At 66.8% G+C, this 21,734-nt stretch carries 15 protein-coding genes; 12 read left to right on the forward strand and 3 right to left on the reverse strand.

The features are described from left to right. Positions 1–278 precede the first annotated feature (278 nt). From HV675_RS16470 to HV675_RS16500, 7 genes are read left to right on the forward strand one after another with little or no spacing between them, the layout of a single operon-like run. On the forward strand, positions 279–809 hold the full coding sequence (locus tag HV675_RS16470; protein WP_175111990.1) for a hypothetical protein: 531 nt from the start codon (positions 279–281) through the stop codon (positions 807–809). Positions 810–845: 36 nt separating this feature from the next. Beyond that, complete coding sequence (locus HV675_RS16475) at positions 846–7,625, forward strand: non-ribosomal peptide synthetase (RefSeq protein ID WP_175111991.1); 6,780 nt, start codon at positions 846–848, stop codon at positions 7,623–7,625. Then, positions 7,622–10,906 carry a non-ribosomal peptide synthetase gene (locus HV675_RS16480; RefSeq protein WP_175111992.1) on the forward strand — a complete coding sequence of 1,095 codons (3,285 nt, stop codon included), beginning with the start codon at positions 7,622–7,624 and terminating at the stop codon, positions 10,904–10,906. Before HV675_RS16475 ends, HV675_RS16480 begins: the two co-directional genes overlap by 4 nt. Continuing rightward, the gene (locus HV675_RS16485) at positions 10,906–11,139 is read left to right on the forward strand and encodes an MbtH family protein (protein ID WP_175111993.1); all 234 of its coding nucleotides are present in this window, start codon (positions 10,906–10,908) and stop codon (positions 11,137–11,139) included. Before HV675_RS16480 ends, HV675_RS16485 begins: the two co-directional genes overlap by 1 nt. A 2-nt stretch (positions 11,140–11,141) precedes the next feature. Next, the gene (locus tag HV675_RS16490; protein ID WP_175111994.1) at positions 11,142–11,951 is read left to right on the forward strand and encodes a formyl transferase; all 810 of its coding nucleotides are present in this window, start codon (positions 11,142–11,144) and stop codon (positions 11,949–11,951) included. 57 nt (positions 11,952–12,008) lie between these two features. Beyond that, a complete protein-coding gene (locus tag HV675_RS16495) occupies positions 12,009–13,097 on the forward strand; it encodes an asparaginase domain-containing protein (RefSeq protein ID WP_175111995.1) in 1,089 nt (362 codons plus the stop codon). Between the two features lie 45 nt (positions 13,098–13,142). Next, a complete protein-coding gene (locus HV675_RS16500) occupies positions 13,143–13,877 on the forward strand; it encodes a hypothetical protein (protein ID WP_175111996.1) in 735 nt (244 codons plus the stop codon). A 239-nt stretch (positions 13,878–14,116) separates the two neighbouring features. Here HV675_RS16500 and HV675_RS16505 read toward each other — a convergent pair whose 3' ends face one another. Then, positions 14,117–14,338 carry a hypothetical protein gene (locus HV675_RS16505; RefSeq protein WP_175111997.1) on the reverse strand — a complete coding sequence of 74 codons (222 nt, stop codon included), beginning with the start codon at positions 14,336–14,338 and terminating at the stop codon, positions 14,117–14,119. A gap of 77 nt (positions 14,339–14,415) precedes the next feature. On the opposite strand from HV675_RS16505, the gene HV675_RS16510 reads away from it, so the two are divergent. Further along, the gene (locus HV675_RS16510; RefSeq protein ID WP_246270322.1) at positions 14,416–14,985 is read left to right on the forward strand and encodes a TerB family tellurite resistance protein; all 570 of its coding nucleotides are present in this window, start codon (positions 14,416–14,418) and stop codon (positions 14,983–14,985) included. 298 nt (positions 14,986–15,283) lie between these two features. Here HV675_RS16510 and HV675_RS16515 read toward each other — a convergent pair whose 3' ends face one another. Continuing rightward, positions 15,284–16,165, reverse strand: a complete 882-nt coding sequence (locus HV675_RS16515) for a LysR family transcriptional regulator (protein WP_175111998.1) — start codon at positions 16,163–16,165, stop codon at positions 15,284–15,286. Positions 16,166–16,316: 151 nt separating this feature from the next. On the opposite strand from HV675_RS16515, the gene HV675_RS16520 reads away from it, so the two are divergent. The 3 genes from HV675_RS16520 to HV675_RS16530 all read left to right on the forward strand — a co-directional run bounded on the left by HV675_RS16520 (position 16,317) and on the right by HV675_RS16530 (position 18,974). After that, on the forward strand, positions 16,317–17,111 hold the full coding sequence (locus HV675_RS16520) for a TerC family protein (RefSeq protein WP_175111999.1): 795 nt from the start codon (positions 16,317–16,319) through the stop codon (positions 17,109–17,111). A gap of 175 nt (positions 17,112–17,286) precedes the next feature. Next, entirely contained in the window at positions 17,287–17,604 is a 318-nt protein-coding gene (locus HV675_RS16525) for a TFIIB-type zinc ribbon-containing protein (protein ID WP_175112000.1), read from the forward strand. Positions 17,605–18,095: 491 nt separating this feature from the next. After that, complete coding sequence (locus tag HV675_RS16530) at positions 18,096–18,974, forward strand: alpha/beta fold hydrolase (RefSeq protein ID WP_175112001.1); 879 nt, start codon at positions 18,096–18,098, stop codon at positions 18,972–18,974. Positions 18,975–19,072: 98 nt separating this feature from the next. On the opposite strand, the gene HV675_RS16535 is transcribed toward HV675_RS16530, so the two are convergent. Further along, complete coding sequence (locus tag HV675_RS16535; protein ID WP_175112002.1) at positions 19,073–19,531, reverse strand: GNAT family N-acetyltransferase; 459 nt, start codon at positions 19,529–19,531, stop codon at positions 19,073–19,075. Positions 19,532–20,255: 724 nt separating this feature from the next. On the opposite strand from HV675_RS16535, the gene HV675_RS16540 reads away from it, so the two are divergent. Continuing rightward, positions 20,256–21,659 carry a dienelactone hydrolase family protein gene (locus HV675_RS16540; RefSeq protein ID WP_175112003.1) on the forward strand — a complete coding sequence of 468 codons (1,404 nt, stop codon included), beginning with the start codon at positions 20,256–20,258 and terminating at the stop codon, positions 21,657–21,659. Positions 21,660–21,734 lie beyond the last annotated feature (75 nt).

Raw genomic sequence — 21,734 nt, forward strand, 5'->3', positions numbered from 1 at the left:
CGCTGGTTTGCGGGTGCCAATTAGTGTTATACCTAAACAGCGAATTACGCAACCCACAAATCGATATGAGAAATGCAAAGCCGGATTCGCAATGCCTGTTAAAACCGGCATAAAACCTTTCCAGCATAAGATAGCGATTTTATGTTAATTCCATAGCGCGCGCATTTCTCTCCATGCGAAGCGGATTTTTATGCCAATCAGCGAATTGCAATAATCTCCGGCCGGGATTATAAATAAGCCCGAAGCGATATATCGCTTTTAAATGAGGAGATAAAACCGTGACCGACGAAGAGGGTGGAATGGGTAAAGCGCGGACCAGACAGAGCGCGCCGGAAAAATCCCCGGACATGACAGAACCGCGAGCGGGCGCCGAAACGGCGCCTGCGTCCGCCGACATGACTGTTCCCGCCGGCTCGCCGACCGCTGCGGCATCGCTTCAGGAGGCATTCATGTCGTCGTACCGGAACCTGTACGACAAACTGGAAGCGGCCTGGAACCCGGTGGAAATCCGCCAGGCTGTCGCGGAAGCCGATTACGACTTGCAGAGGAAGCTGGCCGCGTATGGCGCGCCCGGCCAGGAACTCGAACGCTGCGAGGCGATGGCCGAGCACCTGCGCATGGTGCGTCAACTCAGTGCGCCTGAGCGGCAGCGCGCAAAGATCGCGTTCGCCTATTCACGCTACATCGACGAGTTGAAGGCGATCTTCGCGCGCCCCGATATCCACAGCATCGGCCCCCAGCAACTCTGCGCGTTCGGCGAGAGCATTGCGTGGGCAGCCTATTTCTCGAGCTTGCAACCCTCGAATTGACAACCTCGGCTGCGCCGCCGCAGCAGTGACGGAACCATGAACCATAACAACTCGCAGGTCACGGACGAAACGGGCCACGCGTCGCGCGTCGACGCGCTCACAGCCGAACAACGTCACGCGCTGGAGCAGCGGCTGATCGCCCGCGCCCATGGGGAACGCGACACTATCCCGCGCAGGCAGCACGCGGAATCGGCGCCGCTGTCGTTTGCGCAGGAACGGCTATGGTTCTTCGATCAGCTGCATCCGCGCAGTGCGCTCTACAACGTGCCGTTCGCGCTGCGCATCCGCGCCCCGTTGCACGTCGCCACGCTCGAGCGCGCCATCAACGAAATCGTGCGCCGGCATGAAACCCTGCGCACCCGCTTTGCCGTCGTCGACGACAAACCCAGGCAGTTTGTCGAAAACACGCTGAGCGTGCCCCTCGCTGTTCACAGCCTGCTCACCCTGCCCGTGGCCGAACGCGAAACCGCCGCCCACACCCTCGCCACCGATGAGGCCACCCGGGCCTTCGACCTCGGCTGCGCTCCGCTGCTGCGCGCGCGCCTCGTCATCGTCGGCCACGACGACCACCTGCTGCTGCTCACGCTGCATCACATCGTCTCCGACGGCTGGTCGATGGCCGTGCTCTATCGCGAGCTCGGCGCGCTCTATACCGCCTTCGCCGCCAACCAGCCTTCGCCGCTCGCGCCGCTGCCCATCCAGTACGCCGACTTCGCGCTCTGGCAGCGCTCACAGCTCGACGACCGCACCCTCGACACCCAGCTCGCCTTCTGGCGCGAACAGCTCGACGGCGCCCCGGCCCTGCTCGCGCTGCCCACCGACCGACCGCGCCCGCCCGTGCAAAGCTATCGCGGCGGACTGCTCCCGTTCACCATCGACCGCCACCGCACCGCCGCGCTGCGCACGCTCGCCCAGCAACAGGGCGCCACGCTGTTCATGGCGCTGCTGAATGCGTTCGCGATCTTTCTGGCTCGCATCACCGGACAGCAAGACATCGTGATCGGCACGCCGATCGCCAACCGCACCCGCGAGGAAACCGAGGACCTGATCGGCTTCTTCGTGAACACGCTTGCGCTGCGCACGCGCATCGATCACCGCACGCCGTTCCGCACATTGCTGTCGGAGATACGCGAAACGACACTGGCGGCCTATGCGCACCAGGACCTGCCGTTCGAACGCCTCGTCGAAGCGCTGCAACCCGAGCGCAGCCTTGCCTACAACCCGCTGTTTCAGGTCCTGTTCGCGCTTCAGACAAACGGCGAAGCGCCCGCAAGACGCGCGGCGGAACCGGCGATGCCCGATGACCAGGGCGTGTCGCGCAACGGCATGGCGCGCTTCGACCTCGCGCTTGCGATCATCGAAGGCGACGCCGAATTGACCGGCGTGTTCGAGTTCAGCCGCGACCTGTTCGACGACGCGACGATCGCCGGCATGGCCGCGCAGTTTCAGACACTGCTCGCCGCGATCGCCACCCAACCGGATTGGCCGGTCGAACGGCTGCCGCTGCTGTCGGCAGCCGCGCGCCACGCGCTTGTCCATGACTGGAATGGTCCGCGCTACCCGTATGAGCCCGATTTGCCGTTCCCGGAATGGTTTGCGCGGATCGCCGACTCGCTTCCCGAACATATCGCGCTCGAGGCGCCGGACGGACGGCTCAGCTACCGCGAGCTGAACCGGCGAGCCCGCGGCATCGCGGCAGCGCTCGCGGCCCGACACATCGGTCCCGAGGACCGGGTCGGCGTGTGCCTGCGGCCGTCCGCGGCGCTCGCGGTCGCGTTTATCGGCGTCCTGCAGGCGGGCGCAGTCTATGTGCCGCTCGACCCGTCGCTGCCTTGTCGCCGTCTGACGGCCATGACAAAAGACGCAGGAGTCCGGATCGTGCTGGCCGACCCGCGGGAGCCGCACGACTGGATCGAAGCAGGTATCGAGTTGCTCGATCCGGCCTCCGGCAACGCTGCTCATCCGCAGCCGGCGCGCACGCCGCATCTGTCTCCCGCACACTGCGCGTACATCGTCTTCACGTCGGGCTCGACGGGCACGCCGAAGGGCGTCGCGCTCACGCATCAGGGACTCGCACGCGTGGTGTTCAACCAGCGGGTACTGTTGCGCCTCACGCCGGCCGACCGCGTACTGCACTTCGCGACGATCGGCTTCGACGCGTCGATCTTCGAGATGGTGCTGGCGTTCTCCGCCGGCGCCCACCTCACCTTTGCGCCGCCCGATGCACGCGCGCCCGGCCCGTCGCTCGCGACGCTGCTGCGCAGCGAACGCATCACGGCCGCCGTGCTCCCACCGGCCGCATGCGCGATGACACCGGCAGCCGATCTGCCCGACCTCGCGCTGCTGATCATGGCGGGCGAAGCCGTCGAGCCGGCCGTCGCGGCTCGCTGGTCCGAAGGACGGCGCCTGTTCAACGGTTACGGCCCGACCGAAGCCACAATCTGGGCATCGACGGGCGGATACGATCCGTCGGGTTCGCGCGTCCCCATCGGACGACCGTGCATCAACACCCGCCTCTATGTGCTCGACGCGCTCGGCGAGCCCGTGCCGCCCGGCGTGGCGGGAGAACTGTACATCGGCGGTGACGGGCTCGCGCGAGGCTACGTCGGACGCCCCGATCTCACCGCCGAGCGTTTCGTGCCGGATCCGTTCTCGGGCGAGCCGGGAGCGCGTCTGTACCGGTCCGGTGACGTCGTCCGGATGAGGGCCGACGGTATGCTCGAATTCCTCGCACGCGCGGACAACCAGTTGAAAATCCGCGGCTTCCGGATCGAGCCTGGAGAAATCGAAGCCGTGCTCGGCGGCGCGCCGGGTGTCGGCAACGCCGCCGTGCTTGCGCGAGGAGAAGGCGCCGAACGACGCCTCGAAGCGCACGTCGCGCCGGCCGGCCCAACGCTCGACGAGGAAGCGGTGCGCCGCTACCTGCGCGAACGCTTGCCCGGCTACATGATGCCTTCGACATTGCACGTCCACGCGACGCTGCCCGTCACGCCGAACGGCAAGATCGACCGTACCGCGCTCGCGACGCAACCCGCGCCGGCGCGCGCACCGAGCGAACCGCCGCGCACGGCGACTGAGCAGGTCATCGCGAAGATCTGGGCGGAACTGCTGGAGACCGGAACGATCGACATCCACCGGAGCTTCTTTGAAGTCGGTGGACATTCGCTGCTCGCCGCGCGGCTCGTTTCGCGACTGCGCGACCGTCTCGCAGTCGAACTGCCGCTGCGGGCCGTATTCGAAGCGCCGACGGTCGCCGGCCTGGCAGCAACGATCGACCGCGCACGGGCAAGCGCGCAACCGGCGGCAGCGCGCAGTCCCTCGGATGCGGCAACGCTGGACGAACTGTTTCGCGCGCTGACGCCATCGGCCGACGCGCAACATACCGGCGATGCGATCGACGCGGCGTTGCGCCAGCAATTGACCGGCGCGCGCGACGGCGCAAACGCCGCGGCCTCGACCGATGCCGCGTCGATCGACACGATGAGCGCGGCCGACAAACGCGCGCTGCTCGCTCGCATGCTCGCCGCTCCTGCCGCTGCCGAGCCCGCCGCGGCGGCACGCTGCGCGCCGCTGTCGTTTGCGCAGGAACGGCTATGGTTCTTCGATCAGCTGCATCCGCGCAGTGCGCTCTACAACGTGCCGTTCGCGCTGCGCATCCGCGCCCCGTTGCACGTCGCCACGCTCGAGCGCGCCATCAACGAAATCGTGCGCCGGCATGAAACCCTGCGCACCCGCTTTGCCGTCGTCGACGACAAACCCAGGCAGTTTGTCGAAAACACGCTGAGCGTGCCCCTCGCTGTTCACAGCCTGCTCACCCTGCCCGTGGCCGAACGCGAAACCGCCGCCCACACCCTCGCCACCGATGAGGCCACCCGGGCCTTCGACCTCGGCTGCGCTCCGCTGCTGCGCGCGCGCCTCGTCATCGTCGGCCACGACGACCACCTGCTGCTGCTCACGCTGCATCACATCGTCTCCGACGGCTGGTCGATGGCCGTGCTCTATCGCGAGCTCGGCGCGCTCTATACCGCCTTCGCCGCCAACCAGCCTTCGCCGCTCGCGCCGCTGCCCATCCAGTACGCCGACTTCGCGCTCTGGCAGCGCTCACAGCTCGACGACCGCACCCTCGACACCCAGCTCGCCTTCTGGCGCGAACAGCTCGACGGCGCCCCGGCCCTGCTCGCGCTGCCCACCGACCGACCGCGCCCGCCCGTGCAAAGCTATCGCGGCGGACTGCTCCCGTTCACCATCGATCGCCACCGCACCGCCGCGCTGCGCACGCTCGCCCAGCAACAGGGCGCCACGCTGTTCATGGCGCTCGCCGCGGTCGTGCAACTGCTGCTGTGCCGCTATAGCGGAGAAAACGACATCGTGATCGGCACGCCGATCGCCAACCGCACGCGCGCCGAGTTCGAGGATCTGATCGGCTTCTTCGTGAACACGCTCGCGCTGCGCACGCGCATCGACGACCACGCGCCGTTCCGCACGCTGCTGTCGGACGTACGCGAAACGACACTGGCGGCCTATGCGCACCAGGACCTGCCGTTCGAACGGCTCGTCGAAGCGCTGCAACCGGAACGCACGCTCGGGCACAACCCGCTGTTTCAGGTGATGCTGCTCTTCCAGGCCGCGACCGGGACCGCCGCCGCACAGGACGAAGAGCCGCACGCGCCCGCCGACCACCCGCCCGACCTGCTGACCGGCACGTCGAAGTTCGACCTGACGATCGCACTCGCCGAAGCCGGCGACACGCTCGCCGGCGCGATCGAATACAGCAGCGATCTGTTCGATGCAGCAACCCTCTCGGCAATGGCCGCGCATCTGGCGAACCTGATCGGCGCGATCGCCGAGCGCCCGGATGCGCCGGTCGCGCAGCTCGACTTCCTCGGCGCGGACGAGCGCGCGCAACTGCTCGCCGGCCTCGCGCAGCCAGCCGCGGCGCCTGCCGCCGCAACCGCGGGCCCGACCATCGACGGACTCGTTGCGCGCGCGGCCGCGGCGACACCCGATGCTCGCGCGCTCGAATTCGCGGACGCAACGCTCACCTACGGCGAACTCGACGCGCGGACCGACCGCCTCGCCCGGCTGCTGCGCGAACGCGGAGTCGGGCCCGACGTGCGCGTCGGCCTGTGGCTCGACCGCTCGGCGGCGCTCGTCGTCGCGATGCTCGCGGTGTGGAAAGCCGGCGGCGCATTCGTCGCGCTCGACATGGGCAACCCGCCCGAGCGTCTCGCCGGTATGCTCGCCGACGCGCAGGTCGATCTGGTCGTCACCGCACGCGCCCACGAATTCCCGCTCGCGACGCCGGTTGCGCTGCTCGATCTCGAAGCCGAAGAAGCGGGCCTCGCATCGTATCCGGCGCAAGCGCCCGAGTGCTGCAACGCCCCCGCGCAACTCGCGCAAATCATCTTCACATCGGGATCGACCGGCACGCCGAAGGGCGTCATGATCGAACATCGCCAGTTGCTGTGGCTGCTCGATGCGATGGCGTCCGCCAGCATCGAGCCGCACGACCGCGTCGCGCAAAGTTCCAGTCCCGCATTCGACGTGATGGCCTACGAATGCTGGGGCGCGCTCACCGCGGGCGCCTGTCTGGTCGGTATCGCGCGCGATGAACTGCTGGTCCCGGCCAACCTCGCCGCGACGCTCGCGGCGCGTCGCGTGAGCGTGATCTATCAGACCGCGGCGCTGTTCAACCAGACGGCCGCGCATCGGCCGGACGCGTGGCGTGGCGTACGCCTGCTGCTGGTGGGCGGCGACGTCGTCGAGCCGGCAAAGGTGCGGGCGGCGATGGCCGAATCGCAGATTCCGGTCTTCAAGCACACCTACGGCCCCACCGAAACCACCGTGTTCTGCTCGGTTCAGACGCTCACCGACGCACCGGCGCCACGCGAGCCGCTGTCGCTCGCACCGGCGCTGCCGCATGCGCGGCTCTACGTCGTCGACCGGCTCGGGCGGCTTGCGCCCAAAGGCGCGATCGGCGAACTGATGATCGGCGGCGCGTGCGTCGCGCGCGGCTATGCCGGCCGTCCGGATCTCACGGCGGAGCGCTTCATTCCCGATTCGTTCGGTACCGAACCCGGCGCGCGGCTGTACCGTTCCGGCGACCTCGTGCGCCTGCGCGCGGACGGCACGCTCGAATTCATCGCACGCGCCGACGGCCAGGTAAAAATCCGCGGCTACCGGATCGAGCCCGGCGAAGTGGACGCGGCGCTCCTTAGTTGTCCGGGTGTGCGAACGACGGTCACGCTATGCCGGAACGATCGCAACGATCGACAGCTCGTCTCGTACGTCGTGCCGCTCGACGCCGCGACGCCGCCCGACGACGACGCGCTGCGCCGTCACTGCAGACGGCTATTGCCCGAGTACATGGTGCCCGCGCATTTCGTATTGATCGACTCGATCCCGATCACGGCGAACGGCAAGCTCGACCGCGCGATACTGCCCGCGCCCGCCGACGCCTCGCGAACCGGCCGCCCCGCTCACGAACCGCCGCAAAGCGAAACCGAGCACGCAGTGGCGGCCATCTGGAGCCGCATTCTCGGCATCGAACGCATCGGACGCACGGACCACTTCTTCAATATCGGCGGTCATTCGCTACTGGCGACCCAGGTGATCTCGCGACTGCGCGACGAGCTGCGCGTGGAAGTGCCGCTGCGCACGATCTTCGAGATGCCGACCGTCGCCGACCTTGCGCGCTCCGTCGATCAGGTTCGCGCGCAAGGCACGGCCGCCACCACGGGCCCGGCCCTCGTCAGCGTGCCGCGCGCAGCGTATCGCGCACGTCACCCGGTCGCGGCGAACGGTGAAATCCGATGAACGAGGCCGCGGCAGACATCTCGCCGGAATATGGCGCACACGATACCGGCTTGCCGGACGTGTTCATGTTTCCGCTGTCGTTCGCACAGGAGCGGTTGTGGTTTCTCGATCAGCTCCAGCCCGGCCAGCCGGTGTACAACATGTACGACATCGTCCCGTGGCAAGGCGCGATGTCGCTCGTCGCGCTCAGACGCGCACTCGACGCGCTGATCGCGCGGCACGAAACGCTGCGTACGCACTTCGCCGTCGAGGCCGGCGAACCGGTACAGATCGTCACGCCCGCCGCCGCGGCGCCGCTCGAAACAACCGATCTCTCGAGTGTGCCCCGCCACGACCGCGCGGCCGCTGCGCAGACACTCGCCGTCGCGCAGGCGGCACGACCGTTCGACCTCGGTCGCGCGCCGCTCTTCCGCGTCCACGCAATCCACCTTGCGCCCGACGAACATCAGCTCGTGCTGACCATTCACCATATCGTCGCCGACGGCTGGTCGATGCGCGTGCTGTTCCGTGAACTGAGCGCGCTTTACGTGGCCTTCGTGGAAGAACGCGCGGCATCGCTCACGCCGTTATCCGTTCAGTACGCGGATTTCACGATCTGGCAGCGCGAATCGCTCAAAGGCGAGCCGTTCGAACGGCAACTCGCGTTCTGGCGATCCCAGCTCGAAGACGCGCCGCCGCTACTCGAACTTCCCACCGACCGCCCTCGCCCGGCGGTGCCCACCTATCGGGGCGCCCTTCACAATTTCTCGCTGGACACAGCGCTTACGCAGGCGGTGCGAAGCTTCGCGCAGCGCGAAGGCGCCACGCCGTTCATGGTGCTCCTTGCGGCGTTCAAGCTATTGCTTGCCCGCTATAGCAACGAACGCGATATCGTCGTCGGCACGCCGATCGCGAACCGCACGCGTGTCGAACTCGAAGCGCTGATCGGCTTCTTTGCCAATACGCTCGTCCTGCGCAGCCGGATCGACGATACGCAGGACTTTCGCGAACTGCTTGCGCGCCTGCGCGAGACCACACTGGCCGCCTACGCGCAGCAGGACATGCCGTTCGAGCGGCTGGTCGAGGAACTGCGGCCGCAGCGCGCGTTGAACCACAACCCGCTGTTCCAGGTGATGTTCGTGCTCAACGCGTTCGACGAAGCCGGCCGCGGTGAAGAGGACGACAACGATAGCTACCGCGAGATCGGAATCGGCACGGCCAAGTTCGATCTTCATCTGTCGATGATCGAAGTGCGCGGCAGACTGCGCGGCATCATCGAATACGCAACCGATCTCTTCGATGCGGCGACCGTCGAGCAGCTCGCACAGCACTTCACGACACTGCTTCGCGCGGCGCTCGCCAACCCGGGCCAGCCGGTCGGCACCCTGCCGTTGTTCGACGCAGACGAACACGCCGCGGTACTCGCTATCGCGGCATCGCCGTGGCCGGCAGTGGACGAGCCTGAACTGGTCCACCTGCGCGTCGCCGCGCAGGCCGAACGCACGCCGTCGGCCGTCGCGCTCGTGCAGGGCGAACGCACGCTCACCTATGGCGAACTCGAGCGACGCGCACAACGTCTCGCCCACCGGCTGGCCGCGCGCGCGGTCGGCCCGGACGTGCCGGTCGGCATCTACATCGGCCGTTCGATCGAGCAGGTCGTCGCGGTCCTCGCGGTATTGAAGGCAGGCGGTTGCTATGTGCCGCTCGATCCCACCTATCCCGGGAACCGGCTCGCGGACATCTGCGCTGACGCAGCGCTCGCACTCGTGATCACGGACGGCACGCAGCCGCCGTTTCCGGTTCCGCACCTGGTGCCCGTCGATGCGCAAGCGAACGACGCGTCGCCGGTTGCGCTCGCCGCCGTGCCTCGCGCCGCGCTCGCCTATGTGCTGTACACGTCCGGGTCGACCGGACGGCCGAAGGGCGTAGCGATGCCGCACGGGCCGCTTGCCAATCTGATTGCGTGGCAGCACGACACATCACCGGCGCCGGCGCGCGTATTGCAGTTCACGTCGCTCAATTTCGACGTGTCCGCACAGGAAATCTTCTCGACACTCGTTGCGGGCGCAACCCTCGTGCTTGCAAGCGAGGACGAACGGCGCGATCCGCTCGCGCTGCTCGAGCGCCTCGCGGCCGATCGGATCGAGCGCATCTTCCTGCCGGCCGTCGCGCTCCAGGCGCTCGCCGCCGCCGCAGCGGAAACCTCGCACTCATCTGAACTGGCCTTGCGCGACATCGTGACGGCCGGCGAACAACTGCAGATATCGCCGCAACTGAGGCAGTTCGCGCGGCGCCACCGCATCGGCGTGCTGCGCAACCAGTACGGGCCAACGGAAACGCATGTGGTGTCCGAATGGACGCTTGCCGGCCCACCCGACGACTGGCCCGAGCAGCCGCCGATCGGCCGCGCGATTGCCGGTGCCCGCCTCTATGTGCTCGATCGGCACGGCGCGCCTGTACCTGAGCGCGTCCCCGGCGAGCTGTACATCGGCGGCTGTGTGCTCGCGCGCGGCTATCTCGGGCGCCCCGACGCGACCGCGGCAAGCTTTCTGCCCGACCCTCATGCGCCGCTGCGAGACGCACGCATGTATCGCACCGGCGACCTCGCGCGGCGACGCGGCGATGGAGCCATCGAATACCTCGGGCGCCTCGACAGGCAGATCAAGGTGCGCGGCGTTCGCGTCGAGCCCGCCGAGATCGAAGCCGTCCTGCGCGAGGCCGACGGCATACGGGACGCGGCCGTCGTCGACCAGCCGGACCCTGGCGGAGGCCGGTGTGTCGTCGCCTATCTGCTCGGCAGCGAGGGCATCGAATGCGACGTGCGCGCGCTGCGGCGTCATTGTCGCGAGCGGCTGCCGGAGCCCATGGTGCCGGCTGCGTTCGTCGCGCTCGACGCGTGGCCGCTCACGCCGAGCGGCAAGATCGACCGCGCGGCGCTTCCCGCGCCGCAATGGGCTGCGGAGCGCCTCGACGCCGCGCCCGCAGCCGGCCCGAGCGCGCAGCCGGAAACATCGCTTGAAAACGCGTTGGCGGCGATCTGGCGGGAGGTGCTCAAGGTCGATCCGATCGGCATGCACGACAACTTTTTCGATCTGGGCGGCCACTCGCTGCTCGCGACGCGCGTCGTCGCCCGGATCCGCGCCCGGCTCGGCATTGCGCTTCCTCTGCGCCGGCTGTTCGAGGCGCCGACCGTCGCGGGACTCGCGACGGCAATCCTTGAAGCGGAACTCGCGCACGGCCAGTCCGAAGCCGGCGAGTCGACGCAACACCAGACAGCAGGTGATAACGGAGAACCCACGTGATGAACGACAGCAAAAGCGCGATCGACGGCAGCGACCGCAACGACGACGGCCCGCGCTACAAGGTGGTCGTCAACGACGAACAGCAGTATTCGCTGTGGAGCGCGCAGACCAGCCCGCCGCAAGGCTGGCGGGAAACGGGCGTCGAAGGCGGCCGCGATCGGTGTCTGGCCCACATCCGCGAGGTGTGGACCGACATGCGTCCGCTGTCGCTGCGCCGTGCAATGGGCGCCTGATCGTGTCAACCACCCGCTCGCCGCTGCGGATCGCATTGCTCACGTCGGATGATGCGCATCACCGCTATCTCGCCGCGCAATTGAACCAGCGCTTCGGGCTCGCCGCGCTGGTCGTCGAACCGTCCCGCAGCCAGCATCGGCGGCTCTGGCGCAGAAGGCGCTGGATCGACTGGGCGGCGCTCGCCTATCACCGCTGCCGCCGGCGCCTGACCGGCCTCGACGCGTATCGCGAGAACTATTTCGCGCTCGCGCCGGATGCGCCGGCGTGGCCGGTCACGCCCGATCTGACCGTGGACTGGATCAACCAGCGCGAGGTGGTCTCGCTGCTCGGCGAGCGGGCGCCCGACGTGACGATCGTGATCTGCACGAGCATCCTGTCGCGCCGCACGCTGGACGCGGCAAACACGACCGTGAACATCCACGGCGGCTTCCTGCCCTGGTATCGCGGCAACCATTGCTTCTTCTTTGCGCTTTACGAACGCGCATTCGAGCGGATCGGCTCGACCATCCACTTCGTGGACGCCGGCGTCGATACCGGCGACATCATCGAGCACGTCGTGCCGCGGCTGGAGCCGGGCGACAGCGCCGAGACACTCTATTGCCGCGCCGAAAAGGCGGCCATCCATCGGCTCGTCGACCTGCTCGACGCACTGCAGGCCGGCGTGCCGCTGCCGCGCAAACCGCAGCCTCCGGGCGGCCGCCAGTATTACACCCGCGACCGCAACCTGTTTCACGACCTGCGCTTCTGGCTAAGGCGCAGGCGCGGAAGACTCGGCATTCCACAGCCGGACGCGTCGACCAACGCGCTGTAACGGCCACGCGCAGTCCGGCGCAATGCCGCCCACCACACGCACTGAGCGAGGATGACCATGTCGAAGGTTTATGTACTGTACACAGGCGGCACGATAGGGTGCACGGGTTCGCCGCTCGCGCCGATGCCGGGGCCTCAGTTCGAGGCGCTCGTCCAGTCCATGCCGGGCCTCGAGAACGGAACCGTGGCCGGTTATGCGGGACTCCAGTACACGGTCGCGTGGTTCGAGCAACCGCTCGACAGTTCGAACATGACGCCGTCCGACTGGATCACGATCGCCAACGCGCTGGTTGCCGTCTATGCCGATTACGACGGCTTCGTCGTGCTGCACGGCACCGATACGATGGCGTTCAGCGCCGCCGCGATGTCGTTCCTGCTGCCTGGGCTTTCCAAGCCCGTCGTGTTCTCCGGTTCGCAGATCCCACTCGAAGCCACCGTGAACGACGCACTACCGAATCTGACAGGTGCGATCGTGCTCGCCGGTACGACGTCGATTCCCGAAAGCCTGCTTTACTTCGACTCGCTGCTGTTGCGCGGCAACCGCTCGGTGAAGGTCAATGCGAACCAGTTCGCGGCATTCGCGTCGCCCAATTTTCCGCCGCTCGGCACGGTAGGCACAGAGACCACGATCCAGTCGCAACTGGTCTTGCCGGCCCCCGCGTGGAACGTCTCGCTCAGCAACCCCGCCAACCTCTCCGCACTCAGTGCGCAACTCGCCACACAGGCTCAGGTGATGCCGAACTTTGCCATCATCACGATGATCTTCTATCCGGGTATCACCGCATCGCTCGCGAACGCGATGATCAACGGCAGCACGCCCTCGACGAAAGGCGTGGTCATCGAGGCGTTCGGAGAAGGCAACGGGCCGTCCGATCCGGCATTCCTGCAAGTGCTGTCGAGAGCGAACGACGCCGGCATCGTACTGATGGCCAACACGCAGGTGCTGACCGGCACCGTCAACATCGGCGCGTATGCAACTGGCCTCGCCGGCGTCGGCGCGATCAGCGCGTACGACATGGTGCCGTCGGCATCGCTTGCGAAGCTGGCTTGCGTGACGGCCCTCATTCTGCCGCCTGCCAGCATCAAGGCCGCGATGCAAACCAACATCGCCGGAGAAATCACCCTGCCCTCGACTGCAAACGCGTAGGCCACGCCGAACGCGCGCCAACCCCAACCGAAGGAGATCTTAGACATGTTGATGAAACCTTATGCACGTTACAAACTGAGCGGCATGGTCCACGAGGACGATTCGCGCTACGCGGTGCTCGAGCCCGGCATGAAGGCGCTGGCCGAGCAACAGATCGCGCCGCACTACGTGACCGTGCCCGGCGGCAAGCAGGTGCCGCAATATGCGCCCACGGTCGTCGGCACGTCGCTCGCATACGACCCGGCAAGCAATTGCGAGGGTTACTTCATGTCGTTCAGGTTCCAGACGAACAACAACTGCTATAACTATTCGACGAACATGGCGTCGAACTCGTTCGCGCAGCCGGGGCGCATGCACGGCTACTTCCTCACGTCGCCGCCCAGCGGACCCGACGTGGTCAAAGGCGCACAGCTCGATGGGCTCGTGAATCTCGGCGCGGTGACAAAAGAAGAACTGGCGCAGCATGCGAAAGCGCAAAACGGCGTCGGTCACTACGTTGCGCTGATGATCTCGCCCGGCGATACGTCGGTCGGCTGGCCCGGCGACTACCACTGGGCGCGGTGCGATGCAACGGCGCAGTTCGATTCATGGTCGCAGAAAGACGGCGGCGATCAGGTAACGAACTTCGACTTTGCAGGCAATCCGATCACGTGGCCACCCACCGCCAACTGGACGGTGAACCAGGGTCCGCTGCTGCAAGGGAACCCTAACGACATCGTCGTCGCTTACACGTTCTATTGCTTCATGTACGTCCCTGCCACTGGAGTCTCGCTCATCTGAGCGAGAACGCGCGGGCGGCGGGGCATGCGCGCCCCGCCGCGCGGCCGCGTGCGGCATACGGACACCTCGCGTAATCGACAAGCCCCTGCCAGACCAGCGAGCGGCCTGCCTTACCCGATAACAGCCGAGCGCTGCGCCTGCGGGCTCACCCAGGGATTTCCCCTGGTACGCGGCGGGCAACTAACAAAAGCCGCGGCCTGATGCGCGTACATCGTTCAGGTCAGGACGGCGGCGGCGAGTCACTTGAAGTGGCTGCGAAACGTCACGGCCGCGATGACCGCGACGCAGGGAATCAGCAGCAACGCGCCCCACGGCAGTTCATTGCGCTCGACGGCCACATACCAGTACAGCGCGCCGGCGCCCAGCGCGAGGGTGCCGAGGCCAACGAGCCAGGTGAGCGCGTACAGCGTCGCATGCGACGGTTTCTTCGTCGGCTTCGGATGTTCAGGAGTAGCAGGCATTGTGTTTTCGTTGTTTCAGGGTCGCTGCGCGCCGCCGGACGCATTCGGCCGCCGCGCGCACCGCAAGAGATTAACCGATGAATGCGGCGCGCGGCTATCCGGACACGCTCGCCGATCCGGTTGACGTCACTTCGGTTTTTCCGAAGCTCGGCTTCTTCCTTTGCAGGTTTATTCGATTCCGCGTGTCCGCGAAACTGGGCGCTCCACTACTGCGGAATCGTCCGCTAACAAGGAGTCGCGCCATGCGCACCTATTCCCGCAACAGCCCCGAAGCCGCCGCCCGTCTCGTCGCGCTGGCCCTGATCGCGGACGGACACGTCTGCAGCTCGGAAGACCGCGCGCTCGACCGGCTCAATGTGTCGCGCGAACTCGGGCTCGCGCCCGGCGAATTCCCGGCGATCGTGCAGGCATTGTGCGAAGACCGGCTGCTCGCGCCGCCGTCATGGGCCGACACGGCGGGCGACCTCGACGGCGACCTGCTCACCACGCTGATGGCCGAAGTCGACGACCCCGCGCTGCGCCGCAAAGTGCTGCGCCTGTGTCTCTCGGTTTCGGTAGCCGACGACTATCTCGCCGATGGCGAGATCGCCCTGCTGGCCGCGATGCTCGAAGCATGGCGCCCACACCGCACGGCAATCGCGATGTAATGCGGCGTGCCGGGCATGGGAGCGGCGCAGCGCGTTTGTGCCCGGGCTTGGGGCTTGGGGCTTGGGGCTTGGGGCTTGGGGCTTGGGGGTTGGGGGCTTGGGGGCTTCGGGGCTTCGGGGCTTCGGGGCTTCGGGGCTTCGGGGCTTCGGGGCTTCGGGGCTTCGGGGCTTCAGGGCTTCAGGGCTTCAGGGCCTCAGGGCCTCACGCCTGCAACCGACATCAACTAAGCATCGCCCTCGGCCCGGCTCACCGCACGGCCCGCGAGCCTCGCGCTCCGTCACGGCGCAGCGCCGGAATTCAGTCCCGCGGCGCAGCCAGCACCCGCAACGCCAGCGGATGATGCTGACCGCGCCGCGAGCGGATCGCGTGAATCTCCTCCACGACGTCCTGCGCGCGGCCCAGCCAGCGCAGCCCGCGCAGCAGCGACAGATCGTCGGCGCCCAGCTCCGCAAGCGGGAACACGCCGAGGCCGCGCGCGGCGAACACCGCCATCAGCGCGCTGTCTTCGAACTCGCCGACCACCTTCGGCCGCACCCCCGCCGACTCGAACCAGCGCTCGAGGCGCGCGCGCAGCGCGGCGTGGCCGGTCGGCAACAGCACCGGCAGTTCCGCGAGGCACGCCGGAAAGTGCGCCCGGCCCGATTTGCGCACGAGCGCAGCCGGCCCGTACCAGTCGACCGGCGATTCGGCGATGCGCTCGCTGAATACACGCAGGTCGGAGTTATGCGGCGCGGGCTGGCACGCGAGCACCAGATCGAGCCGATGCTGCGCGAGCTCCGCGAGCAGCTCGCCGTGTTCGCCCTCGTGGCACAGCAGCCGCAGCGCGGGTGTATCGAGCACCGGCGCGAGCAGCGCATGCGCGGCAAGCTTGGAGATGCCGTCCGACAAACCCACCGCAAGACGCGCAGCCGGCTCGTTCGCCGCCTCGCGTACCTCGTCGACGAGCGTCGCGCCGAGGTGAAAAATCTGCTCCGCGTGCCCGAACGCGGTCTGCCCGGCTTCGGTCATCGTCACGCCGCGCCCCGCCGGCTTCAGCAGCTGGCGGCCCATCGACTTTTCGAGCTCGCGGACCTGCGCGCTGATCGTCTGCACCGCCATATCGAGACGCTCCGCCGCACGGGCAAAACCGCCCTCCTTCACCACGACCCAAAAGTAGTACAGATGGCGAAAGTTCAGCATACGGACCTCGCTTCGGAAAAACCGATGTCGATTTCCGATTATGTCTGATTTCTTCGAATCTCAAAGTAGCCGATGATGGATCCTGACGCACCCGAACCCACCCCGGCGCGCGCACCTCGCTACCCACCCTTTCTTCAGACTGCGAACCGTTATGGACTACCTGCTCGCTCTTGCCGCCGACCCCGCCGTGTGGGCCGCGCTCGTCACGCTCGTCGTGATGGAAGTCGTGCTGGGCATCGACAACCTGATCTTCATCTCGATCCTCAGCAACAAGCTGCCGCCGGCGCAGCGCGACCGCGCGCGGCGCCTCGGCATTCTGCTTGCGCTCGTGCTGCGGCTCGGACTGCTCGCAACGGTCGCATGGATCGCACGCCTGACCGAACCCGCCTTCGATCTGTTCGGCCACGCGTTCTCCTGGCGCGATGTGATCCTGATTGCAGGCGGCCTGTTCCTCGTCTGGAAGGCGACGCGCGAGATGCACCATCACGTCGCGCATGACGGCGCCGCGCAAGGAACCGCAAGCGCGGCCGGCACGCTGACCGCGTGGGCCGCGATCAGCCAGATTCTGCTGCTCGACCTCGTGTTTTCGGTCGACAGCATCATCACCGCGGTCGGCATGACCGAACACGTGCCGATCATGTTCATCGCCGTGATCGCCGCGGTCACCGCCATGCTGTTCGCCGCCGGGCCGCTGTCGCGCTTTATCGAACGCAATCCGACCATCGTGATGCTCGCGCTCGCGTTCCTGCTCGTGATCGGCATGGCGCTGATGGCCGAAGGTTTCGGCACCCATGTGCCGAAGGGCTACATCTATGCGGCGATGGCGTTCTCGGCTTTCGTCGAAGGGATGAACATGCTCGCGCGCCGCGCAAAGTCGCGGCGCAGCGCGGACACGAGCGACGTCAAGCGCGATGGCGAACATGACGTGCGGCGCACCGGACGATAACCCGCAGCCGCGGCGCGATCCGCCCGAAAGCGCGACCGTCGGCGGTCGACGGTCGACGCCCGCCGAGGTGCGGAATAGACGAAGTCAAACCTCGGTTAAACCAGATTTTTCCGCAGCACGCCGCGCGCTACATTGAACACATCGCAAGCGGTACTGGAAATGAAGGAGCCAAGCCATGAAGTGCCCTGTCTGCAAAACGCCTGACCTGCTGATGACCGAGCGCCAGTCGATCGAGATCGACTACTGCCCGGATTGCCGCGGCGTCTGGCTCGATCGCGGCGAACTCGACAAGCTCGTCGCGCAGGTCGGCGATGCGCCGCCGGCTCGCGCCGACGCGCGCTCGCGCAACGACGACGCGCACGAGCTTCAGCGCGCCCGGCCGCACTACGACGGCGAGCGCCGCTACGACGAACGGCATCGTGGCGACTACCGTCACGAGCACGGCGGGTACAGGAAGAAGCGTTCGCTCTTCGACATCTTCGATTTCGACTGACGGCGCATGGCGCGACCGCGCACTGCACGACAAGCGGGCGCCCATGCGATCGTAGCAAGCCCCTCTGGCTCTAGCCGCCAGGCCCATGGACAAGGCTAGAGCTATTTGGCCGGCATTTGCCGGCCTTTTTTTTCGGCTTACGGCGCATCATGCACGCCGAAAATCGCACGCCGCGGATCGCAAACGGCCCGTCGCCGCCGCTGCGCCGCGCCGTCGCCGCGTGTCAGGCGTTTCGTCGCGCGCCGCCTGCCGGTTCGGCCTGCGTTGCGTGCATGGATCGAGTTGCAGCAGGCGTTGCAGCCGACATTGCAACCGCCTTGCAGCGAGGGTGTAGCACCCCCAAACATTAAACTTTCGATCTTCACGCCGCGCGCCGGAACCGCCCCGCGGTTTTCGCGCCCTAAGTCCCGACTGACGCAACCGTACTGGCCGCGGCGGCGCCCCACGCCATCGCACCGGTCGCGGCGTTTTCCCCTTCAAGGACTTCCTCCATGCGCGTAAAGCTGAACGACACCCATCTCTACTTCGACATCGAAGGCACCGGCCAACGGACGTCGGCCGCGGGTCTTGTCGACAAGCCGACCGTCATCGCACTGCACGGCGGCCTCGGCTTCGATCATGCGTACCTGCGCGACGGGCTCGGCCCGCTACGCGACGAGGCGCAGGTGATCTACGTCGACCTGCGCGGCCAGGGGCGCTCGGGCCGGCCGGCGCTCGCGTCGTGCACGCTCGAGCAGATGGCCGACGACATCGCCGCGCTATGCGATCTGCTCGATATCGAGCGCGCGTTCGTGCTCGGACACTCCGCGGGCGGCTTTGTCGCGATGCATACGGCGTTGCGTCACCCCGCGCTCGTGCAGGGCCTGATTCTGTGTGCCAGTTCGCCGGCCATGCGTGCGCTTCCGGACGACCCGGGCAACCCGGCGCCGACGCTCGCATCGCGCGGCGACCCTGAGGCGCTCGCGATAATGGCGCGCATCGGCAGCGGCGATCTCACGCCGCAGATCATCGACGATTTCATCAAACGGGTCGGGCCGCTGCACACTGCGCCGTCGCATCCGGATGTTTTCGCGCGCATATTCACCTCGACCACGCCGGACATCGACATGATGCGGCATTTCATGCACACGATCGCACCGTCCTACGATCTGCGTGCGGAGCTCAATCGCATCGCGGCGCCGACGCTGGCGATCGCCGGGCGTCACGACTGGGTCTGCCCGCCGCGCGCGAGCCGCGCGATCGCACGCGGCATACCGGGCGCGCGCTTCGTCGAATTCGATCATGCCGGCCACCTCATGTTCTCGGAAGAGCCCGAGCAGTTTCTCGAAGTCGTCAGCGGGTTTCTGATCGAACACATGTCACACGCGTAAGCGTTCGTTGCAGGGGCAACCATTCGGCGACGCAAACGCAAAAACCGCGATAGCCCAATGAGCCCGGCGAGCACACGCGGCAGCGAGCGCACCGCGCCTTAACCGGCAATCGGCTTGGCCATCTCGGTGGTCGCGCTCCAGCCGAGGCCCGCGTACAGATCGCGGCCGGCGTCGGTTGCGTGAAGAATCGCGAACTGCATGCCGCGTCTTGCGAATTCCGCTTCGGCCAGCTGCATCAGTTCGCGCGCGAGTCCGCGTCTGCGGTACGCAGGTTCGACATAGACGTTCAGCACATATCCGCGCCGGTCCGAAACCGGATGCGACGGATGCGGCGGCCAGTCGATCAGCATCAGGCCGATGCCCGCGACCGGCTGATGCGCGTCGCTCAGCACATAGCCGAAGTAGCTGCGATCGCGCAAACGCGGCCGCAGCCACTCGCGAAAGTGCACGGTCATGGATTGCAGCACCGCGTCGTCGCGACCTGCCTCGCGAAACATCTGTTCGCGATGCCGGCAGACGAGTTCGAGATCCGCTTCTTCCAGCGCACGCACGTCCATTCGATGCTTCTCCCCGATGCACGTATTCACGATTCGCGCTGACGCGCGCTGCGTTTGCCAACTTGCCAGCCGGCTGATTGCCGGTTCGTCGGTCGGTTCCTCGCGGTTCCTGGCCGCTTCGGTTTTGCCGAAGTCTAGCATTGGAAATGCCAGATTGTGAGTGCGAAACTTCGTCGATAGCATCGACGAGATGCATTCATTTCTTCTGGTTTCCGGCGCGGGACTGCTGGCCGGCGCGATGAACGCGCTGGCCGGTGGCGGCCCGTTTGTCAGTTTGCCGGCCGCCTTCCCGACTTCAGGAGACCATGATGTCCGCTCTGCTCGAAACGATCGGTTCACTGGCCATCGTCGTCAGCGTCGCGCTGCATCTGCTTGTGTTGCGACACCGCTCACACCGGCGTTGATCCGTCGATCGCGAGACCGGCCGGACCGGCGGCTCCGGCAGGCATAGCCGCAGCCGCGTGCGCGCACGCATGCGCCGGCGTGCAGCGTCATGCCACGCGTGACGGTTGAACGCGCAACCATCACCGCCACGCGCCAGAAAAAGCTCGTCCGGTTTCAAGTTTCGCCCCAACCCGCCGATATACGTGTTCGGAGCGATCGTCCGCTCCCGGAGGCATTCGCGCGCCTTTGCGGCGAACCGCTTCCAATTCCCTTCCGGATCAATCGCGATAGCCCCGGATCGAACGCAACCGAACCTGAAAACACTGCAATGCGTCGCCCGATGACGCGACCCCTCAACGCCTTTCTTCTGTGCGCGGCACTGGCCGTCGTACACACCGCCTGTGCGGCATCGTCGGACGACGCGCTCAACACGCCCGCCGCGCCGCTGAACGAACGCGTGCTGACCGTGCCGGTCGACACATCGCCGCCGGTGCGTCTGCAAGTGACGCTTTATATGCCGTCGCGCGGCGGACCGTTTCCGCTCGCGCTGATCAATCACGGCGCGTCGCACGATCCGGCGAGCGCGCCGCGCGTCGCGGACCCGTTCATCCCTTACTACTTCCTGTCGCGCGGCTATGCGGTCGCGATGCCGATGATGCGCGGCTACGCCGGCTCGGGCGGCTACCTGCGTCCGCATGGCTGCGACGTTACCGGCAGCGGGCTCGACGCGGCGCACGACATCCGGAAGGTGCTCGATTTCGTCAAACAGCAGCCGGGCGTCGACGCATCGCATATCGTCGTCGCGGGCAAGAGCATGGGCGGCTGGAACACGCTTGCTTTCGGCACGCTGACCGCCGCCCAGCTATCCGATGTGAAGGGGCTGCTCGATTTCGCAGGCGGCGTGAAAGAATCCGACTGCGAGACGCCTGACGCGAGCCTGATCCGCGGCGCCGCGCAACTGGGCGCGCACACGCACTTGCGCTCGATCTGGTTCTACGGCGACAACGATCAGACTTTCGCGACCGCGACGTGGCGGCAGATGTACGCGCAATACACGGCGGCGGGCGGCCGCGCGGAACTGGTCGACTATGGCGCGTTCCAGAAAGACGCGCATGCGATGACCGCATCGGGCGCGGGCCTGCCGCTGTGGGTGCAAAAGGCCGATGCATTCCTGCGCAGCATCGGCATGCCCGCTGCCGAAACCGACCCGCAGTACCTGCCCGGTCACGCGCCGGCCGCCACTACCTATGCGGATCTGAACGACCTGAGCGCCATTCCGTACCTGAACGACGATCAGAAGGAAAAACTTTACCGCGGCTTTCTTGCCGCACCGCTGCCGCGCGCGATTGCGATCGGTATGACCAACGGCTCATGGGCGTCGGGCGGTTTCGATCCATCCGATGCGGCACTCAAGCGCTGCTGGCAGACCGCGCAGTATTGCCAGTTGTATGCGGTGGACAACACCGTCGTCTGGCCGCGGCTCGCCGCCGCGCCGCCGGCCACGCGGTTCGCGCCGCTCGCGGCGACAGGCGCCGTTCCCTATCTGAATGCGCAAGGCCGCATTGCATACAGCAGGTTTCTCGCGATGCGCCGGCCGCGCGCATTCGCGATCGCGCCAGACGGCGCGTGGGGTGTGTCATCGGGAGTCGACCCGATCAATAGCGCACTCGTTCAGTGCGCAAACGGACACGAAGATTGCAGGCTGTATGCGGTCGACAACGACGTCGTCTGGCGCGGCAAGTAACGCCGAAGTTCAGCGCAGGCGCTGACCGATGCGCGCGGTATTGCACCCCGACGGCCGTAAGCGCGCACTCTGCCG

This window comes from Paraburkholderia solisilvae, from assembly GCF_902859875.1.
In the GTDB taxonomy this organism is placed as follows: Bacteria; Pseudomonadota; Gammaproteobacteria; order Burkholderiales; family Burkholderiaceae; genus Paraburkholderia; species Paraburkholderia solisilvae.

Coding starts and splice junctions, on each gene's coding strand:
- HV675_RS16475 (WP_175111991.1), top strand. CDS start 846: ATGAACCATAACAACTCGCAGGTCACGGACGAAACGGGCCACGCGTCG.
- HV675_RS16480 (WP_175111992.1), top strand. CDS start 7,622: ATGAACGAGGCCGCGGCAGACATCTCGCCGGAATATGGCGCACACGAT.
- HV675_RS16485 (WP_175111993.1), top strand. CDS start 10,906: ATGAACGACAGCAAAAGCGCGATCGACGGCAGCGACCGCAACGACGAC.
- HV675_RS16495 (WP_175111995.1), top strand. CDS start 12,009: ATGTCGAAGGTTTATGTACTGTACACAGGCGGCACGATAGGGTGCACG.
- HV675_RS16500 (WP_175111996.1), top strand. CDS start 13,143: ATGTTGATGAAACCTTATGCACGTTACAAACTGAGCGGCATGGTCCAC.
- HV675_RS16505 (WP_175111997.1), bottom strand. CDS start 14,338: ATGCCTGCTACTCCTGAACATCCGAAGCCGACGAAGAAACCGTCGCAT.
- HV675_RS16510 (WP_246270322.1), top strand. CDS start 14,416: ATGAATGCGGCGCGCGGCTATCCGGACACGCTCGCCGATCCGGTTGAC.
- HV675_RS16515 (WP_175111998.1), bottom strand. CDS start 16,165: ATGCTGAACTTTCGCCATCTGTACTACTTTTGGGTCGTGGTGAAGGAG.
- HV675_RS16520 (WP_175111999.1), top strand. CDS start 16,317: ATGGACTACCTGCTCGCTCTTGCCGCCGACCCCGCCGTGTGGGCCGCG.
- HV675_RS16525 (WP_175112000.1), top strand. CDS start 17,287: ATGAAGTGCCCTGTCTGCAAAACGCCTGACCTGCTGATGACCGAGCGC.
- HV675_RS16530 (WP_175112001.1), top strand. CDS start 18,096: ATGCGCGTAAAGCTGAACGACACCCATCTCTACTTCGACATCGAAGGC.
- HV675_RS16535 (WP_175112002.1), bottom strand. CDS start 19,531: ATGGACGTGCGTGCGCTGGAAGAAGCGGATCTCGAACTCGTCTGCCGG.
- HV675_RS16540 (WP_175112003.1), top strand. CDS start 20,256: ATGACGCGACCCCTCAACGCCTTTCTTCTGTGCGCGGCACTGGCCGTC.